Here is a 23,266-nt window from a genome sequence, read left to right on the forward strand (position 1 = left end):
GACTCAGGCGCGGCATGACGAATGTAAATAGGAAAGCCGCCTGCGAGGCGGTTCCATCCCACGACCGAAGCAAGGCAACAGTGTAGGCTGTTGGTTGCAAAATAAGCAATGGGCGGCATTGAAATATTCCGGGCGTTCATACGGAATGCCAGTCCCGAAATGCGTTATCGGAAACTTTTGTTCAGATTATTCAGTGCAGGGAAAGTTGCGTACCATTGTGGAACGCGTGCTGGTTTTCGGTTCAGCCCGATGACTGCCGGACGATGCACCAGAAGAGCTGGGGCTGTTGTTTTATCACGCATATACGCAGCGAATAAATCGTTCGCGCCACGAAAACCCTGACGGCGCCTGGAACAACCAGGCCCGAGCCTCCGCCCACCTCGTTATACACAAGTCCCGAGCCGGTCTCGATGGCGTACCAGGCGCATGGTCTCGGGCGCTTTCTGCATTGGTGCTGTGAACTGCAGGCCTGCCCCCGGCTTCCCGGACAATGGCAAGCGGGTCGTGAAGGCGGAAGGGTTCAGGAAGCTGCCGTGATGCAAAAAGGAAACATTTCCTGAAAAATGGGGACGGAAGGAATGCTGGCTGGCAAGCCAGCATCGCTGCGCCGGCAAGAAGTCAAGCTCCTTGAAACCCCGGCTGCGCCCCCATTTTCCCTGCAATGTTCCGTTGATGCCTTTATTTTGCCACCTGGCGTGCGCTCCACTTCTCGTAGGCAGCCAGCGCCGATGCCGGCCCGGTGCCATACCATCCATAGCCGTCGCGCCGCTCCTTGCTGAGCTCATTGACGTCCGTATGGATCGTGCCGTCGCGGTCGCCGAAAATCGGCTTCATCGTGGCGATGTCGACCATGCGCGGCCACATCGGCCCGGCCCCGGGCCGGGCTTCGAGGAACCGGCCGTTCTCGCCCTTGGCGGTCCAGGCCACGCCATGGACCGCCACCCGCTTCAGCCAGGCGGCGGCACCGTCGATGGCCGCCACGATGCCGGGCGTTGGCTGCGGCAGCTCCATCAGCAGCCTGAGCAGCCGCGACGTCTCGGAACTGGACAGCGCCACCGGCTCGAAGTTGCGCGCGCCCACCGGCGCCAGCGTCAGTGCGTCGTGCTGCTGGCACCAGCCGGTGAGCTGGCCGCCCACGCGGATCTGGCTGGCCACCAGCACCTCGATCGCACGGGCATGCGCGGCCCGGGCCTTTTCCGCGAGCGCCGGTGCCACGAATGCATAGTCGCCCTGCCGCGCCGCCACGGTGGCCAGCAGGTCGGCAACCTGGGCGAACGCGTTGTCGTTGAACGTGATCGCATCGTGGTAACCGCCCTGCAGCGGGTACACCTGCGGGAAGCCGCCGTTCGGGTACTGGGCGTTCAGCAGGTAGTTAACGCCCTTGTCGAAGGCTTTGCGGTAAGGATCACCGGCGGCGCCCGGCAGCGCCGTCACCACGCGGGCCAGGAACGCCAGCTCGGTGGTGGTGGCATCGTTGTCGATCGTGCCCACGTAGTTCCAGCCCTTGGTGGCGACGATCACGCCGCCGGACGGATCGTCGTCGATCGGCGCGTAATGCTCGCCCTTCCGCCGCAGATGACCCGTGCGGTCGACGTTCTTGCCCCAGCCGCCGGCCGGCGTCTGGAAGCTGACGATATTGTCGGCCACGTGGCGCGCCGCGGGCGACGCATACCATGCGGCCGGCTGCTTCAAAGGCATGCCGGAGTCGCCGTGCAGCCGGGCCTGCGCTTCGGGCGGCGCCGCACCGCTCGAGCGCTCCGCCGCCAGCGTGGCCTTGTCGCGCTCCATCAGCGCGCGCGAACGTGCCAGGTAGTCGCGCCAGGCTGCGCGGTCCGTTTCCGCCAGGGTCGCGATACGCGCTTCCGTCACCGGTTGCGCTCGCGTCATCGTGCCGATCACCGATGCCTGCGCGGCCGGCAGGCCCGCTGCCAGCGCCAGGGCCAGGGCCAGCGCCATTCCCGTTTTCCTCATGTCTGCTCTCATGTCGCCTCCATTGATAAATATGCCGTCATGCGGCCCGTCAGCCGGACAGTTTCTCGTCGTAGCGCTTGCCGCCGATCGTCACATTGCGCAAGGTGACGTCGCGTGCATTGTGGATGAACCATGGCGCATCGGAGCGCACTGCGTTGCCGAAATCGCAGTCCGTGATCGTCACGTTGCGCACCGGGAGCACCGGCTTGTCGGCCGGGCCGTTGTAGCTCTTCATCACCGGCCCCAGCACGACAAAGGCCTGGTAGCAGCCGAAGCTGCCGTCCGGCGTGTTCACGTTGCTCACCTTGATGCCGGAGATGTGCACGTCCGACACCTCCGGCGGCCGGCTGCGCACCAGGTCGAACGATGGCGTGTAGTCGCAGTCGAAGGTGATGACGGCGCCGCCGCCGGTGGGCACCGTGTTCGCCGGCACCGGCCCGCCGGGGATCGGCTTGTAGAAGCCCGGCTTCAGGCGCACGCCGTTCGGCAGCTTCAGGTCGCGCACATAGAAGTGGCGCAGGTAGCCGCCGCGGTTCATGTTCGTTTTCAGCCGCACCACCGTGTTGATCGGATCGGTGGCGTAATGGATATTGCGCACGTCGATGTTCTGCGCGTACACGTGCTCGATCCCGGCCGACATTTCGCTGCCCAGCGTGATGCCGCCATGGCCGCTGTTCATCACCGAATTCTGGATCACCACGTTGCGCGTGGGGCCGTAGCCCACGTCGGCGTTCTTGCCGGCCTTGATGGCGATGCAGTCGTCGCCCGTATTGAACCAGCAGCCGTCCACCAGCACGGTGTCGCACGATTCCGGATCGAAGCCGTCCGAATTCGGGCCGATCGATTCCATCTTCACTTTCGAGAAATGCACGTTGCGGCATTTCACCGGATGGTGGACCCAGAACGGCGCATTGACCGCCTGGTAACCGGCCATCAGCACGTTTTCGCAGTCCATGAATTCGACGAGGCAGGGCCGCAGGTAGTGGCCCAGGCCGAAGACGCGTTTTTCGACCGGCACGCCGGCTTCGGACAGGGCCGGCAGGTATTTCTCGTCGGCGCGGCCGTTGGGCCGGTCGCCCTCGATGCGCGCCAGCGTGGCCGCGTCCAGGTGCGGCGCCACCGTCCCCAGCGGCGGATTGGCCGGATTGTCGACGCCCTGGTGCAGTGCGCCCTTCTCGGCGCCTTTCTGGTTCATGCTCCACCAGCCGGGGCCGCTGCCGTCCTCGTACGGCACGCCGGCCTGGCCATCGAGGATGCTGGTCCAGTCCTCGCCGGTGATCGCGATGTTCTTCTGGCCGCGCGCATAGACCAGTGGCGAAAAATTGAAGCAGTCGTTGCCCTGCCAGCGCGACAGCACGAGCTTGCCCTTCGCGCCGCAGTCGACCGTCTGCGCTTCCGGATACTCGCGCGCGTAATCGGCCGGATTGGCGCTGAAATACACGTGCGCGCCTTTCGCCAGGTGCACGTGCACGTTCGAGAGCAGCACGATCGGCCCCTTCAGGTACCAATCGCCGGCCGGAACGAGCACGCGGCCGCCGCCGGCCTTGTGCGCGGCGGCGATGGCGGCGCGCAGCGCCGGGTGGCTGTCGTGCGAACCCGGCACGGGCGTGACGACCTGCCCTTTCGCGCGGATGGTCGGATAACCGGCCACCTTGTGCACCTTGCAGGGCTTGCCGCCGAAGGCGGTCACCACGAAGTCGCGCTTCGGGAACGGCAGCGGCTTCGCGAACACGCCGGCGATTGCCCTGGCGCGCTCCCACGGGTCGGCGGCCTGGGCGCGGCCCGGCGCGGGAAGGCCCAGGAAGGAAACCGTACCCAGTGCGGCGGTACCCTTGATCAGTTGGCGGCGTTGCAGGAAGCTTTTGTCTGTCATGTCGGTCTCGGTGAGTGGGGCCGGAATGCGGCCGGGATGGCAGGCGAACAACGCGACAAAGCCGGCACGGGGCCGGCTTTGTCGCAGCTTGAAAACTACGTCAGAACTTGTACTCGACGGAGAGCCGGGCCACGCGCCCCAGCATGTCGGCCATGCTCGTTACATAACCACCGCCGTAGACGCTGTTGGCGGTGAGTGGCGGCCACTCCTCCGTGATGTTGTTGACACCCAGGCTGACGGTGGTGTTCTTGATGCCCGTGTAGCGCAGGTTCACGTTGAACTGGCTGTAGTCGTCCACCTTCGTCAGCGTGGAGCCGGCTCGCGGCGTCAGGTCCGTCACGCCGCGCTGGTAGCGCTGCGACAGCGTGGCGCGCCACGGTCCCTGCCCCCAGCTGAACGACGCCGTATGCTTCCAGCGCGGATTGATCTGCGGCATGCCGGCCAGGCCGGCATTCGGGCCCGCGCCGCCATAGCGGCCGTCGTTGGTGATGACGCCGATGTTGGTGAACCACGGGCCATCCTTCTCGGACTGGAACTCGTACTTGTGGTACCACGTGCCATCGAGCTTGGCGTCGAACGTGCCGTAGCTCGTGGCCGGGAACCGGTAGCTGGCGGAAATGTCGGCGCCGCGGATGCGGCTCATGCCGCGGTTGGCCTGGCTCGCCACGATGTGGTCGATCGTGCCGTCCGGGCGGCGCAGGATCGAGCTCGCATATTTTGCAGGATCCTGCTGCACTTCGGCGATCGTCACGGCGCCCAGCACGTCCTTGATCTTCAGGCCCCAGTAGTCGACCGTGACCGACAGGTTACGGATCGGCTCATAGGCGAAGCCGAACGAGAAGCCGCGCGATTTTTCCGGTTTCAGGAAGCTGTTGTCCGGCGACTTGGTCCAGTACTCGGTGTTCACGTTGCAGACCTGGTCGGCCGTGAAGCCCGCCACCGGCAAGCCGGTGCCGGCCACCGTGGGCTGCGCGCTCGGGCACAGTACCGGGTCGTCCATGTCGATCGTGCGCACTTCCGCCGTCGGGTTCTGCACATCCATGATGGACGGTGCGCGGAAGCCCGTGGACACCGAACTGCGCAGCAGCAGGTTGTCCACCGGCCGCCAGCTTGCCGCCAGGCGCGGATTGACCGTGGTCTGCTTCAGGTCCTCGTAGTAGTCGGCCCGCACGGCGCCGTTGATGGAAATCGTCTGGGTGATCGGCGCTTCCACCTCGGCCAGCAGCGAGGCGATGTCGCGCGAGAGGCGCCGGCCCACGCCCTGCGGCGTTTCGCCGACCAGGTCGTGCTGCAGCACGTTGCCGGCCGCATCCAGGTTGTAGCTGCCGTCGGCCTTCCTGTAGACGAAATCGAGCGGCGCATCGTAGGTACGCGCGGCATCGCGGCGCAGCTCGGCGGCCACGGCCAGCGTCAGGTCGCCGCCGCCGAGTGCCATCAGGCCTTTCGACAGCGTCACGTCCACGCTCTTGTTGTAGGCCTTGTTCAGGCGATAGGTGTAGTTGCTGGCCTCGATGCTGCGCAGGTAGGCGGCACCCGCCTCGTCCTGCAGCCCGAACGGGTTCAGCGTGCCGTTGTTGAAGCCTTCCTGTGCCTTCGAATACAGGATGTAGCCGCCGCCCACCTTCGTGTCGCGCTTGCTCATGCCCCAGTTCACGCCGGCGCGGTAATCCCAGCCCAGCACTTCGCCTTCGGCCGTCAGCACCACGCGGTCGTTGGTCTGCTCATCGTTGCGGTAGGCCGAGCCCAGTTCGGCCGGGCCCCACTGGAAGTACAGCGTGCGGCCATTCATGTTCAGGTCGCTGACAGTGCCGGGCGTGCGCGTGCCGTCGATGTACATCGACGGCGTGTTGCTACCCGTGTTGGCGCCTACCACCTGCACGGCCGGCGTGATGCCGTTGCCGGGATAGAAGCGGCTCGACGACGGCAGCGAATAGGTCGTGAACGGATTGGTGCCGCCCGGTACCTGCATGCCGCGGAACTTCTGCACGGTGAACTTCGAGTGCAGCACGTCGATGTCGATCTTGTGACCGCCCGGGATGTTGAAGCTGGAGCGCGCGGCGATGGTCTGGATCTCGCTGCCGTCCGTCACCGAGTTGTAGAACAGCGGATCGCGGTAGCAGCCCGGCGCGTACACGGGCGGCGTATTGGCGCTCTGGTTGCCCAGCGTGGGGCGCGAGTACGGCGCGACGCAACCGCTGGCATACGTGGGGTTGTAGTTCGAGTTCGCGGCGCGCGTGAACCCGAAGTTGGCCATCGGGCTCGGGTTGCGGCCATCGGGCAGCAGGCCGAGGCCCAGCGTGCGCAGCACGTCGGGATCGTGCTGCTCCGGGCGTTCGCCCTGGAACAGCGGGGTCTTTTTCTGGTGGTCGATGGCGATATAGGCATTCCAGCCATCCCTGCCCAGGTTGCCGATACCGGCGATGGCGCCGAAGCTGGTCGTCTTGCCGCCGCCGCTTTCTTCCGGCCGCGCATATTCGGCTTTCAGGTTCACGCCCTCGAAGCCGCGCTTGGTCCAGAAGTTCTGCACCCCGCCGATGGCATCGGCGCCATACGTGGACGAAGCGCCGCCGGACAGCGTCTCGACGCGGTCGAGCGCCATGCGCGGAATGACGTTGACGGACACGTACTGGTCCTGCAGCGGTTCGTTGGCCAGGCGGCGGCCGTTCAGCAGCGTCAGCGTGCGCATCGGGCCGAGGCCGCGCAGATTCGTCATCGGGCCGGCGGCGCCCGAGTTGGTGCCCAGCGACAGCGACTGCGGCTGTTCCAGCACCAGGTCCTTCAGTTCGGTGTGGCCGCGCGATTCCAGCTCGGTGGCCTTGATGGTGGTCACGGGCGTTGCGCCTTCGGTGGCCACGCGGCGGATCAGCGAACCGGTCACGACGACCGACTGCACCGGTTCGGCCTGGGCCGCTTCCTGTGCGGTGCTCTGTGCGTGGGCCACGCCCGTCATTTCGCAGACTGCGACGGCCACGGCGAGAGCCATCGTGGCGCGCCGCAGCGCGGGTTGGCGCTTGGCCAGCTGCAATGCGTACTTCTGTGGTGCGTACTTCATGTGTCTCCTCCGCCGATGTTTTTTTGAATTGGCTAGATCACTTGCCTTCACTGGTAGACCAGTCATTAGATTGGCCGGACCAGTTGAGCCAAGTATGCGCCCACGGGCTGGAATAAGTCACGGGTAACATGCATCATCGTTGTGAAAATGCATCAACATGCAAATGCTCAATAGCTTGAGCATTTGCATGTTCGCGGATGTGCTGCGGGGTGGTTACAGCGTGCGGAAATTCAGCCCCACCATCAGGCGCCGCCCGGCATACGAATAATCCAGGATGTTCGGCGTGCCATCGGCAAACGGGGCATAGCTGCCCTGGCTGTTCGACGTGGTGGCGTTGCCCAGGTTACGCCCTTCGACGAACACTTCCAGGTTCGGCAGTATCTTGTACGACACTTTGGCATCGACGAAGCGCGTGGTGTCCTTGAAGTTGGGCGAACCGGGGTTGTACGGGAACTTCGTCAGCTGCACGCCCACGGCCGGGTAATTCTGGATCGCGCCCTGCTGCTGGCAGCCGGCGATGCAGCTGAAGTTCACGGCCACGGCCTGCACGGCCACGCGCGCGGACAGCCGGCCGTCGTCGTACCACAAGGCCCAGTTGTACGAGTACTTCGATTCGCGCTGCGGCGGCAGTGCCGCGCCGGTCAGCAGGTCCACCGCGTTCTGTGTCGTGGCGACAGAGCGCAGCCGGGTCGCGTTGGCATCCATGCCGAGATTGCGCAGCACGCCCGGCAGGAACGTGAAGGCCGTCTTCGTGCCCAGCTCCACACCCTTGCGGGTCGTGGCCGCGCCGTTCACCCACATCGAGTAATCGAACGGCAGGCTGCCCACGTTCACGCCGGTGGCCGGGTCGATCAGGGCGGAGCCGGCGAACAGCGGAATGCTGTTCACGCCCTGGCTGATGCCGGGACCCACCTTGCCCTTCTGGTTGAAGACGGCGGCCGTGACCATCGTGTCGCGGTTCGGGTAGTACTCCACGCTCAGGTTCTGGTTGAAATTCTGCTGCGCCTGCAGTTCCGGGTTGCCCAGGGTGCCCGAACAGCGCTGCGAGCCTGGCTGGTCGCCATCCTGGGTACGCTCGTCATAGGTGCAGGTGCCCGACGGCAGCAGGTTCGCCACGGGCGGCCGCGCCACGGTCTTCGCCGCGCTGTAGCGCAGCACCACCTGGTCCGGCACCAGCCATGCGGCCAGGTTCAGGCTGGGCAGGATATCGTCGGCCTTGGCGTCGATCGCCGTATTGCGCACGAACGTGTTGGTGACCGTGCCGCCCTCCGCGTTCGGGTTCAGCGGATCGAACGATGCCGTCTTGGCGATCGAGATCAAGGTCATCATGCCGCTGCCGCTGACACGGGTGCGCACGTAACGCACACCGAGGTTGCCGTCGACCGTCAGGCCGAACGGCAGCGCCATGCTGGTAAAAGGTACACGGTCGACACTGAAGTCGCCCATCAGGTAGAACGCGTCGGTGCGTTCGCGCAGCTCCTGCTTCGGCTGGTCGTACACCACGCCATCGCTGGCCATGCACGTCTTCACGCAGTCGTAGTTCGTGTTGCGCGCATCGATCGCCGAGAACAGCTTCTGCACGTCGAGCTGGGTCCAGTTGTCGAGCATGCCGTCGGGGCGGCCCTTGGCGCCGTCGAAGAAGCGCGTCGACGTGGCCTGGCCGGACAGGCCCTGCGCCACGAGGTCCTGCCACTGCCCGGGATCGAGCAGCAGCGTGCCGTTGTTGGCCAGGCGAGGATCGGGGCTGACCGTGTAGCCGTAGGCGCACGGCTTGCCGCCCGGCCCCAGCGAGCCCGCCGTGTCCTGGCAGCCCTGGATGATCGTGCGTGCGATTGCCGTGGGAATGACGATCGGCGCCTGGTAGCCCGGCTGGCCATAGGTGCCCACGGCGGCCTGGCGGATGATGCCGCCGCTGTTGCCGTCGCCGGGGTTCCAGTTATCGAGGCCGTTCTTGCGCAGGTTGAAACCGGCCTTCAGGCGGCTCAGGAACGGCACCGAGTCGGGCATGGCGTAGGCGAGATCGAGCTTGGCGGTGTGCTCGAATGTTTCGCGGATCTGCGGATTCCAGAACGCTTCCGTACGCGGCGAACTCGGCGTCAGCAGCGGCTGCTGCGCGATCGTGTAGGCGGGTACCGCGACATTGTTCAACGGCCCGAGCGCCACCGCGCCGCTGTTGCCCGTGGCCGGGTACACGTTCGCGTATTGCGACGGGTCGGCCTGGTTGAAGCGGCTCGACTCGGGGAACGAATATCCCCACAGGCCGTTCGGCAGCACCTGCATCGTCGCCGGTCCGTAGAACGTGGTGAAGCTGATGCGCTTTTGCGCGCGGCGGAAATCGGACGCGGCGCTGGCCACGAAGAAGTCCGCGCTCAGGCCGTTGTTCTTGTAGTTGCCGCCCAGCTGCAGGTATTTCGCATTGACGATACCATGGTCGCGCAACTGGTCGGTCGTGGCCGCGCCGTCGCTGATCGAGTATTTCGTCAGGTGGTGGTTGGCGTCCGTGACCACCGACGCCGGATCGATGTTGATGACCATGCCCGGGTACGGATAGGCGTTGCTGCGCGGCGTCGGCGTGTCGTACAGCCAGTAGCCGGAACCGGGTACCGCGTCGCGCACGCCGGTGGCGTTGTTGTCGACATAGGGACGCCCCACGAACGTCGGGCTGATCGTCGCGCCGGGATTCGTGGAGATGTTCCCCAGCGCATAGGTCAACTGGTGGGAATCGACCTTGCGCCGGTTGTAGCTGCCCTTGGCGTACACGGTCAGGTCGTTGTTTACCTTGAAGTCGGCGCGCAGGTCCAGGTTCTGCCGCCGGTCCAGTTCCCGGCGCACGAAGTAGCGCGGGCCCGACGGCACATAGTCGTTCCACTGGTTCAGGCAGGTGACCAGTTCATTGCCGCGCTGCGCCTGCGCCGCGCCGCGCGCCGACGATTCCATCGCGTTCAGCTGCCCCGCGCTGAGCGCCGGGAACGCGCTGTGGCAATCGGCTTTCGTCTGCGCCGCCGCGGCCCGCGTCAGCATCTCCAGCGGCGTGGCCGCGTTGAACATGCCGCCACCGATCAGCGCCGATTGCAGCAGCGGCGAGTTCACGCTGGAATCGGCCATGTTCAGCGTCGAGGGCAGGAAGGCGAAGGTCTTCTCCGGCGACTGGTCGAAATCGGCCGTGCGGTAATAACCCTGCAGCGCCGAGAATGCCGTTTGCACCGAATGCGATTCGTTGGCAACCGTGGTGCTGGAGGCGTTGAGCAGCAGGCCGAGGCGGCCATCGAGGAATTTGTTGGCCAGCACCACGTTGGTATCGGGCTTCCACTGCTTGTTCAGCGACCCTTGCGAAGCGCCGATGCGCACGGAGGCATAGGGCTTCTTGAAGTCGAGGCCCGTGCGGGTCTTGATGACGATGCCACCGCCCAGCGAGCCTTCCGTCTGGTCGGCGGTGGAGCCCTTGACCACGTCGACGCTCTTGATCAGGTCCGCCGACAGCTGGCGGAACTCGACCGCCCTGCCGCTCGCGCCGCTGTTGGCGCCCATGTCGGCACCGCCGGCCGATTGCACGCCCTGCCCGTCCAGTTCCACCCGCGTCAGGTCGGCCGAATTGCCGCGCACGGCCACGCTGACGCCCTCGCCGTATTCGCCGCGGTCCAGCGCGATCCCGGCCATGCGCGAGATCGCTTCGCCGATGTTCCGGTCCGGCAGCGAGCCCACGTCCTCGGCCACGATCGAATCGATCGCCGTTGCGGCGTTCTTCTTGCGGTCGATGCTCGACTGCTGCGACGCCCTCGCCCCGGACACGATAACGCGGCTGATTTCGCCGGTGGCGGAGGCGGCCGGCGCCTGCTGTGCCATCGCCATGTCCGTCGCAAGCAGTGACGCTATCGCAAGCGACACGGCGACACTGAGTTGCTTGCGCCGTGGCGACAAGGAATCGAATTTGCGCATGAGTATGTCTCCTCTCATTGGTGATGGAACGCTGTGCTCGTGAACGCAATTCAGGCTGCGCTTTGATGGTTTTTCTAATGCAACATCGGCAGGAAAACGTACTTACGCTCAAATTGAGGTAAACGTTTTCTCTAGCAAACGCCTTGCGCGCATGGGCCGCTGCACATTGGTCAACCGGCAGTCCTTTGGTCAGACCAATCTTTTTTTAGATTGCCGTATAAGTGATGTTTACGCAAACAATTTTAGTGAAGAGTTCGCGACATGTCCTCAATTGCTGACACTTAGCGAGTGTTACCGCAATCTCGGAAATCATTTCAGCGTTATGAAAATCGCGTAATTGGTCAGGCCAAAATATCGCGCTTTGAAAGTTCAGCGCGGTTCGCATACTCGATGGATAGTATTGGACCAACCCTCCGCGTTGCTCGTGAAACCGTCGGCTTGAAGCCGTGACAACGTTTTCACAATCCGAGGAAAACGAATTACCTTGATGTTTTTTATATATGCCAATACAATTTCGCACACCCCATCGCTGGGCAGGCGGATCATAAGCGCCTGGTTCGCGAGCCTGTGCAACGAAAACAACGGATTTCCGGAGACGACAATGAGCAAACACACCGCGCCCGACCGCATGCGGCGCAACCTGGTGCTGGGCATGGGTGCCCTCGCCGCCGCACCGGCCGTCGGCCTGGCCGCGCCGCAACCTGCCGGACCTGCCCCGCGCCGTCGCGCGAACACGCTGTGGTACCGCCAGAGCGCCGCGCGCTGGGAAGAGGCGCTGCCGCTCGGGAACGGCCGGCTGGGGGCGATGGTCTTCGGCCGCGTCGGGCAGGAACGCCTGCAGCTCAACGAGGACACGCTGTGGGCCGGCGCCCCGTACACGCCGGACAATCCCGATGCGGCAGCCGCCCTGCCGAAGGTGCGGCAACTGCTCGCCGAGGGAAAATACGCCGAGGCGACCGAGGGTGTCGCCGCCGCCATGATGGGCAAACCGATCCGCCAGATGTCGTATGGCACGCTGGGCGACGTGCTGCTGGCGATGCAGGATGCGCGTGCCCCCACGTCCTACGAACGCTCGCTCGACCTGGCCACCGCGGTGACGAGCACGCGCTTTGCCACGCCGCTCGGCGTGCATACGCGCGAGAGCTTTGTTTCGGCGCCGGACCAGGTGATCGCCATGCGCCTGGAGGCGCCGAAGGGCACACTGGGCTTCACACTGGGCTGGCGCGGACCACGCAAGGTCAAAGCCATCGCCTCGAACTACCCGGGCCTGGCCACCGACCTGGCGAACGCGCCTGCCACCGACTGGCTGCAGGTCGAGGAAACCGGGGCGCTGCCGCCGGATGCCGCCATCGAGGCGGACGGCCCCGACGCCATCCTCATCACCGGACGCAACGAGGCGATGCACGGCATACCGGCGGGCCTGCGCTATGCGCTGCGCATCCAGGTAAAGGGGGACGGCCGGCTCCGCTACGCAGATGGCCAGCTCACGCTGAGCGGCGCCACGACGGCCACGGTGCTCATCGCCGCTGCCACCAGCTACGTCAACTACCGCGACGTGAGCGGCGACCCGGTGGCCACCGTGCGCCGGCAAATGGTGGCGGCCTCCGGGAAACCGTATGAGGCGCTCAAGCGCGACCACGTCGCCGAGCATGGCCGCCTGTTCGGCACCATGTCGATCGACCTCGGCACCAGCGCGGCGGCCGACAGCCCCACGGACGTGCGCATCGCCACCGTCGACAAGGAAGGCAACCAGCAGGACGATCCGGCGCTCGACGCGCTGTACGTGCAATATGCGCGCTACCTGCTGATCGCCTCGTCGCGGCCCGGCACGCAGCCGGCCAACCTGCAGGGCATCTGGAACGAAGGCACGAATCCGCCGTGGGGCGGCAAGTACACCATCAATATCAACACGGAGATGAATTACTGGCCCGCCGACCCGGCCGGGCTGGGTGTGTGCATGGAACCGCTGCTGCGCATGGTGGAAGACCTGGCGCAGACCGGCGCGAAGACAGCGAAGACCATGTACGGCGCGCGCGGCTGGGTCACGCACCACAACACCGACCTGTGGCGCGCTGCCGCGCCGATCGACGCGGCGAAATATGGCATGTGGCCATGCGGCGGCGCGTGGCTGTGCAATACGCTGTGGGACCATTACGACTACAGCCGCGACGCGCAGGTGCTGCGGCGCCTGTACCCGCTGCTGCGCGGCGCCGCGGAATTCTTCCTCGATACGCTCGTGGAAGATCCGCAGGGGCGCGGCCTGGTGACGTCGCCGTCGATGTCGCCGGAAAACAGCCATCCATTCGGCTCGTCGCTGGTGGCCGGCCCGGCGATGGACCGCCAGATCGTGCGCGACCTGTTCGCCCACACACTGGAAGCGGGCCGCCTGCTCGGCCAGGATGCCGCGCTGCTGGAGCGCGTCGGCGCCGCCCGCGCGCGGCTGGCGCCGGACCGCGTGGGCCGGCAGGGCCAGTTCCAGGAATGGCTCGAGGACTGGGACGCGCGGGCGCCGGACCGGCGGCACCGCCACGTGTCGCACCTGTATGCCGTCTATCCGAGTTCACAGGCCAACGTGCGCGATACGCCGGAACTGGTGCGCGCCGCCCGCCAGACGCTGCTGGACCGCGGCGACCTCGCCACGGGCTGGGGTACGGCATGGCGCCTGTGCCTGTGGGCGCGCATGGGCGACGCGGAACACGCGTATTCGGTACTGAAGGGATTGACCGGGCCGCGGCGCACCTACCCGAACATGTTCGACGCCCATCCGCCATTCCAGATCGACGGCAATTTCGGCGGCGCGGCGGGCATCATGGAAATGCTGCTGCAGTCGTGGGGCGGCGAAGTGCTGGTGCTGCCGGCGCTGCCGGCGGCGTGGCCGTCGGGCAGCGTGACCGGCATCCGCGCGCGCGGCGCCCTGACCGTGGATCTCGCATGGGAACGGGGCCAGCTGACGTCGCTGCGGATCGCCGGCAGGCCGGGCGACGCGGTGACGCTGCGCCACCAGGGCAAGGTGGCGCAGGTGAAGCTCGATGCCGGTGGCAAGTTCAGCACCACCGGCCCTGCCCTGAAAGCGCTTGCCTGACAGGGGCGGCCACCGCACGGCGCCCGGAAAGGCGCGATGCGGTGGCCGCTCCGGAGAAGCTTACTGCTGCTGCGGCGACAGCGTGAAGGTGTAAGTAGCCGGAGCCAGCGGGATGCGGTACTTCACGAGCGGCCGGCCATTGCTGCTCCAGCCGTCGTCGCCGCCCACGCCCGCCTGCGCCAGGTCGACCAGCACGGTACCGCGCGTTGTCCCATCCTTGTAAGGCCGGATCTCCGAACTCTTCCACGTGCCGCGCGGGCGCAGGTACAGGTCTTCGTACGGGAAGGCCAGCGCCGTGAAGGCCAGCGGCTCCTTGCCCCGCACTGCCACGCCCGGCACGCCCTCGCCGCGCAGCTCGAAGCGGCGCACGTCCGTCTTGTTGCCGCTTTCCTGCGGGCGCATGTAGCCGTGATACTGGTCCGCCACCTTGCCCGTCCACGCGCCGAGAGCGGCGCCGGTCTTGCGGTCGACATACGATTCGTGCGGACCGCGGCCATACCAGCTCACCGTGTCCAGCTGCGGCGCGCTGTCGAAGCGCAGGCCCAGGCGCAGCGGGTCGGGCAGATCGTCCCGTAGCGGCATGAAGGTGGCCTGCACGTCCACGCTGCCGTCGGCCCGCATCCGGTACACGTTCTCCCAGTGCACCGCGCCGGCACCGAACGAGTACAGCACCTTCACCGCCGTGCTGTCGATCTTCACGTCGCGCACCTGGCGTGCCTTCGTGAAATCGCCCCATACCTGGTGGCTCTTCATCGTGCCCGTGCCTTCGTCGTTGTCAGTCAGGCCGCGCCAGAAGTTCGGCGTGCCGCCCGCCAGCACCGGCCGGCCGCCCACGCTGTAGCTCACGGTACCGGTGCGCGCATCGAGTTCCAGCCTTGCCGCGGGGCTGGCCAGCACGATCGTCTCGCCTTGGCGCTGCGGCGTGATGGCCGCGGGCAGGCTTGCCGCGGGGGCTTTGCCGGCCGCAGGCAGCACGAACTGCGACCAGCCGACCACGGCGCCGGCGGCAATGCCCGGCTCGGCGGCACGCTGTTTCGCACGCACCGTCAGCACATATTCGCCGTCGCCGCGTCCGCGGGCCGGCAGCGCCAGCCGCACGTCCTGTTTCGCGCCGGCCGCCGCCTTGATGCCGTCGAGCCGGCCCCGCGCCACGATCGCGCCGTCGAGCAGCAGTTCCCAGTCGAAGTCCAGGTGGTCGAGTGCTCGCATGTCATAGCGGTTGACCACGGTGACGCGGCCCTTTTCCGGGCTGCCTTCGAACACCACCGGCGAATAAACCTTCTGCAGCTCGTAGTATTCCGGGTCGGGGGTGCGGTCGCCGCGGATCACGCCATCGCCGATCACGCTGTTGTCGCCGCGCTCCGGGTTCAGGTCGAAACCGGAGGCCCAGTACTCGCGGCCCTGCGCGTCCTTCGCGAGCACGCTCTGGTCGACCCAGTCCCAGATGAAACCGCCCTGCAGCTTGCGGTAGGAGCGGATCGTTTCCCAGTAATCCTCCAGATTGCCCAGCGAATTGCCCATGGCGTGCGCATATTCGCACTGGATCATCGGCTGCGTGAGCGCGGGGTCCTGCGCGTAGTCGATCATCTTGGTGATGTCGTCGTACATGGGGGCGTAGATGTCCACGTAGTCGTTCGGCGCGTGCTTCTCGATCAGCGTGCCGTGGCCCAGGTAGCTGACCAGCCGCGTCGGATCGGCCTGGCGGATCCATGCGGCGGCCGCCTCGAAGTTCGGGCCGGTGCCCGCCTCGTTTCCCAGCGACCAGAAGATGATCGACGGGTGGTTCTTGTCCCGCTCGACCATGCGGCTGACGCGGTCCAGGTGGGCGGCGCGCCAGTGCGGCTTGTAGCCCAGCTGGATCTTCGCCCGTTCCTCGGGGCTGGCGGCGCGGTCGCCCTTTTCCATGTACTCGTGCGACTCGATGTTGGCCTCGTCCATCACGTACAGGCCGTATTCGTCCGCCAGGTCGTACCAGCGCGGATCGTTCGGGTAGTGCGACGTGCGCACGGCGTTGACGTTGGCCTGCTTCATCAGTTCCACGTCGCGCCGCATCGATTCCATCGACATCACGCGGTAGGTGACGGGATCGTGCTCGTGGCGGTTGACGCCGCGGATCATCACGCGCTTGCCGTTGACGCGCACTTCGCCATCGGCGATTTCAACCGTGCGGAAGCCGATGCGCCGCGACGTGGCGGAGAGCAGCCGCCCCTGCGCGTCATACAGCTCGACGAGCAGCGTGTACAGGTTCGGCGTCTCGGCCGACCATGGCCTGACTTCGGCGATGGCGCCGGAAAGGATGACCTTGCGGTTGCCGTCCGGCGTGCCTTTCAGCGCCAGCAGGGGCTGCGTGCCGTCGAGCACCTGCGCGCGCACCTCGACCGCCGCCGCCTGCCCGGCCACCTCGGCCGCCAGTTCGAAGACGCCGTCGCGGTACGTCTCCTTGTCCAGCAACGAGGTCACCTTGAAGTCGCGCAGCCGCGTCTTCGGTTCCGCATACAGGTAGACGCTGCGCTCGATGCCGGACACGCGCCAGAAATCCTGGTCTTCCAGGTAGGAGCCGTCGGCCCAGCGATAGACTTCGATCGCCACCGTGTTCTTCCCCGGGCGCACGTAACGTGTCACGTCGAACTCGGACGGCAGCTTGGAATCCTCCGAGTAGCCCACGCGTTCGCCGTTGACCCAGATGTAGTAAGCCGCACCGGCCGCGCCGATGTGCAGGAAGACGTCCTGGCCCTTCCAGTCGGCCGGCACGTCGATGTCGCGACGGTACGAGCCCACCTCGTTGAGTTCGTGCGGAATGAACGGTTCGTTGGCGGGAAACGGGTACTTGATGTTGGTGAAGATCGGCTTGCCGTGGCCCTGCGCCTGCATCATGCCGGGCACCTGCACGGTGGCCCACTTGCGGGTGTCGAACGACGGCTTGTAGAAATTCTTCGGCCGCGCCGCCGGATTCGGCGAATAGGCGAACCACCACGTGCCGTCCAGCGAGCGGAAGCGGCCCGACGCCGCCTTGTCGCCGGCCAGCGCCTTGTCGGGCGATTCGAAGTTGAAGAAGGTGGCCTTCATCGGCTCGCGATTGACGGCCACCACTTCCGGCTGTTCCCACTCGGCCCGGGCCTGTTCGGCCGCGACGGCCGGAAATGCTAGCGCTACCGCGACGGTGACGGTGACGGACAAGGTCGTTCGTTTCAGCATGGTCTCCACTGGTATTGTTGTCGGAGACCTTAGCTTAACGGAAACTTTCCAAAAAAACCCGTCTTTCCGACGGGCTTTGCGGAAACGCTTCGGACAGTCGTCAAGCCTTCAGCACGATGCGCCGTTTTTCCCGGGCGGACTGGTACACGGCTTCGATGATGCGGATGTCGCGCAGGCCTTCTTCGCCCGGCACGATCGGCGTGCGGTTCTCGAGTACGCACTGGGCCAGGTGATCGAGCTGGCCGGCGAACTGGTTCTTGCCCGGCCCCTGCGGCGGCGTGATCTCGTTTTCGCGGCCCTTGCCCACCCACAGCCGCTGGCCGCTGTAGTTGGTGGCCGGCTCCAGTTCGATGCGGCCCTTGTCGCCCATCAGCAATACCTGGTTGCGGTTGGCGCTGTACATCGACATGCACGAGCCGATCACGCCGGACGGGAATTCGAGCTGGAATTCGATCATGTCTTCCACCTCGCGGAAGCGGGGATCGTTGCGGTCGGTCGTTTCCTTGGCGTACACGGCCACCGGTTCCTCGCCCGTCATGTAGCGGGCGGCCTGCAGCGCGTAGATGCCGATGTCCATGATCGACCCGCCGCCCGACATCGCCTTCTTCAACCGCCAGGCCGTCGGATCGCCGGCCGTGTAGCCATGTTCGGAACGGAAGTAGCGCAGCTTGCCGATCTCGCCGGCGCGCGCGCGGCGGATCGCTTCCAGGTTGAAGGGTTCGAAATGGCAGCGATAGCCGATCATGAGCTTCTTGCCGGCCTGCCGGCAAGCCGCGATCATCGCCTCGCATTCCTTCGACGACAACGCCATCGGCTTTTCGCACAGCACGTGCTTGCCCGCCTTCGCGGCGCGGATCGTGTACTCGGCATGCATCGACACGGGCAGGCACACGTAGACGATGTCGATGTCCGGGTTGTCGCGGATGCTGTCGTAGTTTTCGTAGTTGTAAATGCCCGACTCGGGCACGCCGTACTGCGTGGCGACCCGCTTCGCCTTGGCGGGATCGCCGCTGACCAGCGCCACCAGCCGGCTATGCTGGCAGTTCTTGAACTGCGGGATGATCTGCCCCAGGCCATACCCGCCCAGGCCCACGATCGCATAACCCACCTTCCGTCCCGCCGTTTGCGCCAGCGCGGAAGGCCCCATAGCCGACGCCGCGATGGCGCCGCCGGCGGCAATGACAAAACCACGTCGATCCAGATCCACGGACATGCCCAGCTCCTCTCAAGTTTTTGACAACGATTTCAGGCTGCGGGTGATTCTATCGCAATCCGGCGGCGGTGGCACACGGCTGAGGCTGTTGCTTGGATGGCGCGTCCGGCATCGCGACTGTCATCGATGAAGTTGCCAAACTTCCTGTGGCTCCTATAATCACCAGCTTCATACAAGACCCATGGAGCCCACATGTCCAAGCGCAGCATCCTCGCCGTTGCCGCCACCGCCGCCGTCCTCGCACTGACCGGCTGCTCGATCCAGCACCCGATCGCCGACGACTACGGCCAGTACCTGGCCAAGAACAAGGGCACGGTCACCCTGCCCCCGGCCAAGGCGCCCGACCAGTATTTCCTGCCGGCGGCCACGCAGGGGCACCGCTACGAGTTCCGCTCCGCCACGGTCGGTTATGCCCACGTGTGGGTCGTCGAATTCGGCAAGGTGCTCGACGCCACGATGCAGTCGGCCGACGTGGTCGCGGCGCTCGGGCCGCTGAAGAAGGCGGGCGACGAAAACTCGGCAAATGCCAGCACGCTGGTCTTCGACCTGCAGAAGTACACGTTCGAGGACCACGGCGCCCATGTGGAGCTGGCGATCAGCGTGCGCAATGCGCAGGGCGAAACGTTCAGGAAGACCTACAAGGCCTCGGGCGGCACGCAGGGCGCGAAGATGTTCTTTGCCGGGCCGTTCGGCATGAAGAACGCCGTGCAGCAATCGACGAAGCTGGCGATGGACACGATCTTCGCCAGCTTCATCGCCGACCTGAAGGCCGCGGCACCGGCGACGGCGGCGCGCTGAAGCCCGGCAGTGCGGCCGGGCGCGTTCAGACCAGCCCGGTCATGTAATACACGGCGATCACGAAGAACACGGCCAGCGTCTTGATGATCGTGATCCCGAAAATATCCCTGTAAGACTGCTTGTGCGTCAGCCCGGTGACCGCCAGCAGCGTGATCACCGCGCCGTTGTGCGGCAGGGTATCCATGCCGCCGCTGGCCATCGCGACCACGCGGTGCAGCACTTCGAGCGGGATGCCGGCGGCGTTGCAGCCGGCGATGAAGCTGTCCGCCATCGCGGCCAGCGCGATGCTCATCCCGCCCGAGGCGGAGCCCGTAATGCCGGACAGCGTGGTGACCGAGATCGCCGCGTTGACCAGCGGATCGGGAATCTTGCGCAGCGCCTCGCTGACGGCAATGAAGCCCGGCAGCGCGGCGATCACGCCGCCGAAGCCGTATTCGGACGCCGTGTTCATTGCCGCGAGCAGCGCACCGCCGACGGCCGTCTTGGTGCCTTCGGCAAACGATGCGCGAATGCGTTTGAAGGCTGTCACGCACACCAGCAGGATGCCCAGCAGCAGCGCGCCCTCCACCGCCCAGATGCCGACCACCGTCTTGATCGGTGTTTCGACGGGTGCCTTCAGGCCCGGCAGCAGATCCGAGGTCAGCGTGTAGCTGGTGCCGTACCACTTCGCGATGGCGGCGGTGAGCACGAAGTTCGCCACGCCCACCAGCACCAGCGGCGCCACCGACAGCAGCGGGTGCGGCAGGTCGGCCGCACCGGGACCGCCATCCTTTACCGCTCCCTTGCCATCGTCCTCGCCATAGCCTTCACCCGTCGCCATCACGGACTTGCGGCGCCATTCCAGGTAGGCCAGGCCGGCAATGACCGTGGCGATCGCGCCGACGACGCTGAGCGACGGCGCGGCCCAGCCGGTGGTCTGGAAGAACGTGGTCGGGATGATGTTCTGGATCTGCGGCGTGCCGGGCAGGGTATCCATCGTGAAGGAGAACGCGCCCAGCGCGATCGCGCCCGGCATCAGCCGCTTCGGGATACCGCTCTGCCGGTACAGCTCCGCGGCGAACGGATACACGGCGAATACCACGACGAACAGCGACACACCGCCATACGTGAGCAGCGCGCACACGGCCACGATCACCGCGTTGGCGCGCGTGCTGCCGATGTAGCGGATCGCCGCATGCACGATCGACTGGGAAAAGCCGGCCATCTCGACCAGCTTGCCGAACACGGCCCCCAACAGGAACACGGGGAAGTACAGCTTCACGAAGCCCACCATCTTGTCCATGAAGATGCCGGAAAAGACGGGGGCGACGGCGGCGGGCTCCGTCAGCAGCACGGCGCCCAGGGCGGCCACGGGAGCGAACAGGATCACACTGTAGCCGCGGTAGGCGGCGAACATGAGGAAAGCCAGGGCGGCAAGGACGATCAGGAAGGACATGGGCGGCTATTGTCGGGTTGGCAAGCCGCCATGCTAACGAATTCCCGGCTTTGCTGCGCGCACACGAAGCCGCTTGCAGGCAGCAAGCTACTTCGTGCGCGCGCAGCCCGGAAATGACCGGTCAGTGGAAGATGCCGACCGCCAGTTCCGCCCAGGCCGTCAACAGGGCCAGCACGATCGCGGCCGCTGCGAAGGCACGCGCGCGGCCCGTGCGCAATTTCGCCCGCGCCAGTTCCAGCGCCAGGCCGGTCCCGGCCAGCAATAGTGCGGCGGCCGCGAAATCGAAGACGCCCCAGTCGAATGCGCCGCCGAGCAGCATCGACACCAGCGGCACGAGCAGCAACGCGCCCGTCACGAGCAGCACGCGCAACATCTTGCGGGTCGAAAACGGGCTTGCGGTATGGCTGTCGATCGTGCTTTTCATGATGGTCTCCGGGCGGTCGCGGCGAAACGCCATGGTAGCACCGTGCCGGCCCGCTGCGCAGTGACAATGTGCCAGATTTCGCGGCCGTCCTCCGGCGTATAGTCGTCCCGCCGGCTTGCCTGCGGCGCGGTACTGGACATTCCGGCGTGCTGCCCCCAGCATCTCGCCATTTCAACGTCAACGGAGATGCAATGCCTGCCCCGATATTGTTGCGCGCCACCCTCGTGCTGGCGTCCTTGCTTCCGCTCGCGTCCTTGCTTCCGCTGCCCGCCGCCGCCGCGCCGCCGCCGGTCGAACAGCGCGAACTCCTGGCCAGCGTGCTGTGGATGCAGCAGGCGCCGGAAGCGCGGCTGGCCACGCTGTCGATCTTCCGCTCGGCCACCGGCATGCTGAAACAGGCGATCGCCGCGCCGGGCAGCGCCGCGCTCGAACAGCAGGGCGTGGACACCAGCGCCCTGCCGCCCGCCGTCATCGTCGACGTGGATGAAACGATGCTCGACAACAGCCCGTTCGAAGCGTGGATGGTCAGCGACGGCGCGCAGTTCGACGAAGCCGCGTGGGCACGCTGGATCGGCTTGCGCAATGCCGTGGCGGTGCCGGGCGCGCTGGATTTCGCCAGGGCGGTGGACAAGGCGGGCGCGCACATCTTCTACGTGACGAACCGCGAATGCGTGGCTGGCGAACAATCCGGTCAAAGCCCGTGCAAGGCGAAGGCGGACACGATGGCCAACATGGCCAGGCTGGGCTTTCCGCGTGCCGGCGACCCGGATGCCTTCCTGCTCAAGGGCGAGCGGCCGGAGTGGCGCACCGACAAGACTTCGCGCCGCCGGCTGGTGGCGGCGACGCACCGCATCGTGATGCTCGTCGGCGACGACATGCGCGACTTCGTTTCGCCGGCCCAGGCCCATGCGCTGCATGCGCGCGAGCGCGAACTGGCGAAGCTGGCCGAAGCCGAGATCGGCCGGCGCTGGTTCGTCATTCCCAACCCGATGTACGGCTCGTGGATGGAACGCCTGGGGTCCCTCGACGGCCAGTACGCGGCGCTGGACAGTGCCGCCCTGCCTGCCGGCGAGCGCCTGTCGCTGGCGACGTGGAACATGGAATGGCTGATGACGACGGCCACCCACGATGCGCTGAAGGCGACTTGCACCCCGGGCTCGCCGCCGTCGCATGCGCGCGCCATCCCGTGCAGCAAGGACCGCCCGCCCCTGCCCCGTCGCGTGGCCGCCGACTTCGATGCGCTGGCCGACGTGGCACGCCGCATCCCGGCGGACGTGGTGGCCCTGCAGGAGGTCGACGGGCCGGAAGCGGCGGCCACCGTCTTCCGCGACGGCTGGCAGCTTGCCTGCTTCACGTCGCGCGCGCATCCGCAAAAAGTCGGCTTCGCCGTGCGCAGCGGCATTCCCCACGCCTGCCATCCGGAGGTGAAGGAACTGGACATCGACGGCGCCACGCGCTCCGGCGCCGACATCACGCTGTACCCGGGCACGCCGCGCGCCGTGCGCCTGCTGGCCGTGCACCTGAAAAGCGGCTGCTTCGCCGGGTCGCTGGCGGATGCGCCGCCGTCCACGCCATGCGCCGCACTGCGCAGGCAGGTGCCCGTGCTGGAACGGTGGATCGATGCCCGCGCGGCGGAACAGGCACGCTTCGCCGTGCTGGGCGACTTCAACCGGCGCCTCGAACTGGATGCCGGCCTGCCCGCCGGCGCGGACGAGGCGCGGCCCGACGCCGTGTTCCAGGCACTCAGCGACGGCAAGCCGGAGGGCGCCGTGCTGCTGCGCGCCACCGCCGGCCAGGCCCACGTGCGCTGCTCCCCGCTGGACCGCCACCCGCCAGCCGCGATCGACAATATCCTCGTCAGCCGCTCGCTCGCCGCCTTGGGCCGGCTCACCTATTCGCGCCTCACGTTCGATGCTCCCACGGCAACCCGTCACAAATTTTCCGACCACTGTCCAGTCGTGCTGACGATCGACTAGCACCAACCGGGGTCAGACCCCAATGCCAAACCGGGGTCAGACCCCAATGCCAGGAAATGTTGCCAAAAACCGGGCGGTCCGGCGATCCGGTCCGCCCCCGGTTCTTGGCAATGTTCCTGCGCTTCGGTTCCTCATCGCCCTCGCGTGTTGCAAAAACCACATTCACCACAGCGCATTTGCGCTGCGCACAACTGATAGCGCTATCAGGTTTTGCCGCGTGTTCAGAGGGGACTGACAACCCATGGCCGCCGGTTGCAGGCGACAGTTGGACTTTTCGTGCTGCACTGCAGCACAAATAAGCGCTTTACGTG

Annotated in this window: 11 protein-coding genes; 3 read left to right on the forward strand and 8 right to left on the reverse strand. The window is 66.2% G+C overall.

The window, feature by feature from the left end:
• Positions 1 to 678: 678 nt before the first annotated feature.
• The 4 genes from pelA to ACY65G_RS11930 form a co-directional block, all read right to left on the reverse strand.
• Positions 679 to 1,971 (reverse strand): pectate lyase, encoded by a 1,293-nt coding sequence (gene pelA, locus ACY65G_RS11915; protein WP_464997557.1) that lies wholly within the window; start codon positions 1,969 to 1,971, stop codon positions 679 to 681.
• 49 nt (positions 1,972 to 2,020) lie between these two features.
• Positions 2,021 to 3,844 (reverse strand): glycoside hydrolase family 28 protein, encoded by a 1,824-nt coding sequence (locus tag ACY65G_RS11920; protein ID WP_464997558.1) that lies wholly within the window; start codon positions 3,842 to 3,844, stop codon positions 2,021 to 2,023.
• A gap of 100 nt (positions 3,845 to 3,944) precedes the next feature.
• Complete coding sequence (locus ACY65G_RS11925; protein ID WP_464997559.1) at positions 3,945 to 6,896, reverse strand: TonB-dependent receptor domain-containing protein; 2,952 nt, start codon at positions 6,894 to 6,896, stop codon at positions 3,945 to 3,947.
• A 213-nt stretch (positions 6,897 to 7,109) separates the two neighbouring features.
• Complete coding sequence (locus ACY65G_RS11930; protein WP_464997560.1) at positions 7,110 to 10,832, reverse strand: TonB-dependent receptor plug domain-containing protein; 3,723 nt, start codon at positions 10,830 to 10,832, stop codon at positions 7,110 to 7,112.
• Positions 10,833 to 11,433: 601 nt separating this feature from the next.
• Here ACY65G_RS11930 and ACY65G_RS11935 point away from each other — a divergent pair.
• Positions 11,434 to 13,914, forward strand: coding sequence for a glycoside hydrolase family 95 protein (locus ACY65G_RS11935; RefSeq protein WP_464997561.1), 2,481 nt, complete (start codon positions 11,434 to 11,436; stop codon positions 13,912 to 13,914).
• 60 nt (positions 13,915 to 13,974) lie between these two features.
• Here ACY65G_RS11935 and ACY65G_RS11940 read toward each other — a convergent pair whose 3' ends face one another.
• Both ACY65G_RS11940 and ACY65G_RS11945 read right to left on the reverse strand, forming a co-directional pair.
• Positions 13,975 to 17,109 carry a glycoside hydrolase family 2 TIM barrel-domain containing protein gene (locus ACY65G_RS11940; RefSeq protein ID WP_464997562.1) on the reverse strand — a complete coding sequence of 1,045 codons (3,135 nt, stop codon included), beginning with the start codon at positions 17,107 to 17,109 and terminating at the stop codon, positions 13,975 to 13,977.
• Between the two features lie 100 nt (positions 17,110 to 17,209).
• Positions 17,210 to 18,322, reverse strand: coding sequence for a Gfo/Idh/MocA family protein (locus ACY65G_RS11945; RefSeq protein WP_464997563.1), 1,113 nt, complete (start codon positions 18,320 to 18,322; stop codon positions 17,210 to 17,212).
• Between the two features lie 192 nt (positions 18,323 to 18,514).
• On the opposite strand from ACY65G_RS11945, the gene ACY65G_RS11950 reads away from it, so the two are divergent.
• Positions 18,515 to 19,120, forward strand: a complete 606-nt coding sequence (locus ACY65G_RS11950) for a hypothetical protein (protein WP_464997564.1) — start codon at positions 18,515 to 18,517, stop codon at positions 19,118 to 19,120.
• Between the two features lie 25 nt (positions 19,121 to 19,145).
• Here the strand turns inward: ACY65G_RS11950 and ACY65G_RS11955 are convergent, their stop codons facing one another.
• The gene (locus ACY65G_RS11955) at positions 19,146 to 20,555 is read right to left on the reverse strand and encodes a GntP family permease (protein WP_464997565.1); all 1,410 of its coding nucleotides are present in this window, start codon (positions 20,553 to 20,555) and stop codon (positions 19,146 to 19,148) included.
• Positions 20,556 to 20,676: 121 nt separating this feature from the next.
• Complete coding sequence (locus ACY65G_RS11960; RefSeq protein ID WP_464997566.1) at positions 20,677 to 20,979, reverse strand: hypothetical protein; 303 nt, start codon at positions 20,977 to 20,979, stop codon at positions 20,677 to 20,679.
• 191 nt (positions 20,980 to 21,170) lie between these two features.
• Here ACY65G_RS11960 and ACY65G_RS11965 point away from each other — a divergent pair, with 191 nt between their 5' ends.
• Positions 21,171 to 22,955, forward strand: coding sequence for an HAD family acid phosphatase (locus ACY65G_RS11965; protein WP_464997567.1), 1,785 nt, complete (start codon positions 21,171 to 21,173; stop codon positions 22,953 to 22,955).
• Positions 22,956 to 23,266 lie beyond the last annotated feature (311 nt).

Source organism: Pseudoduganella sp. jia 12 (assembly GCF_055502675.1).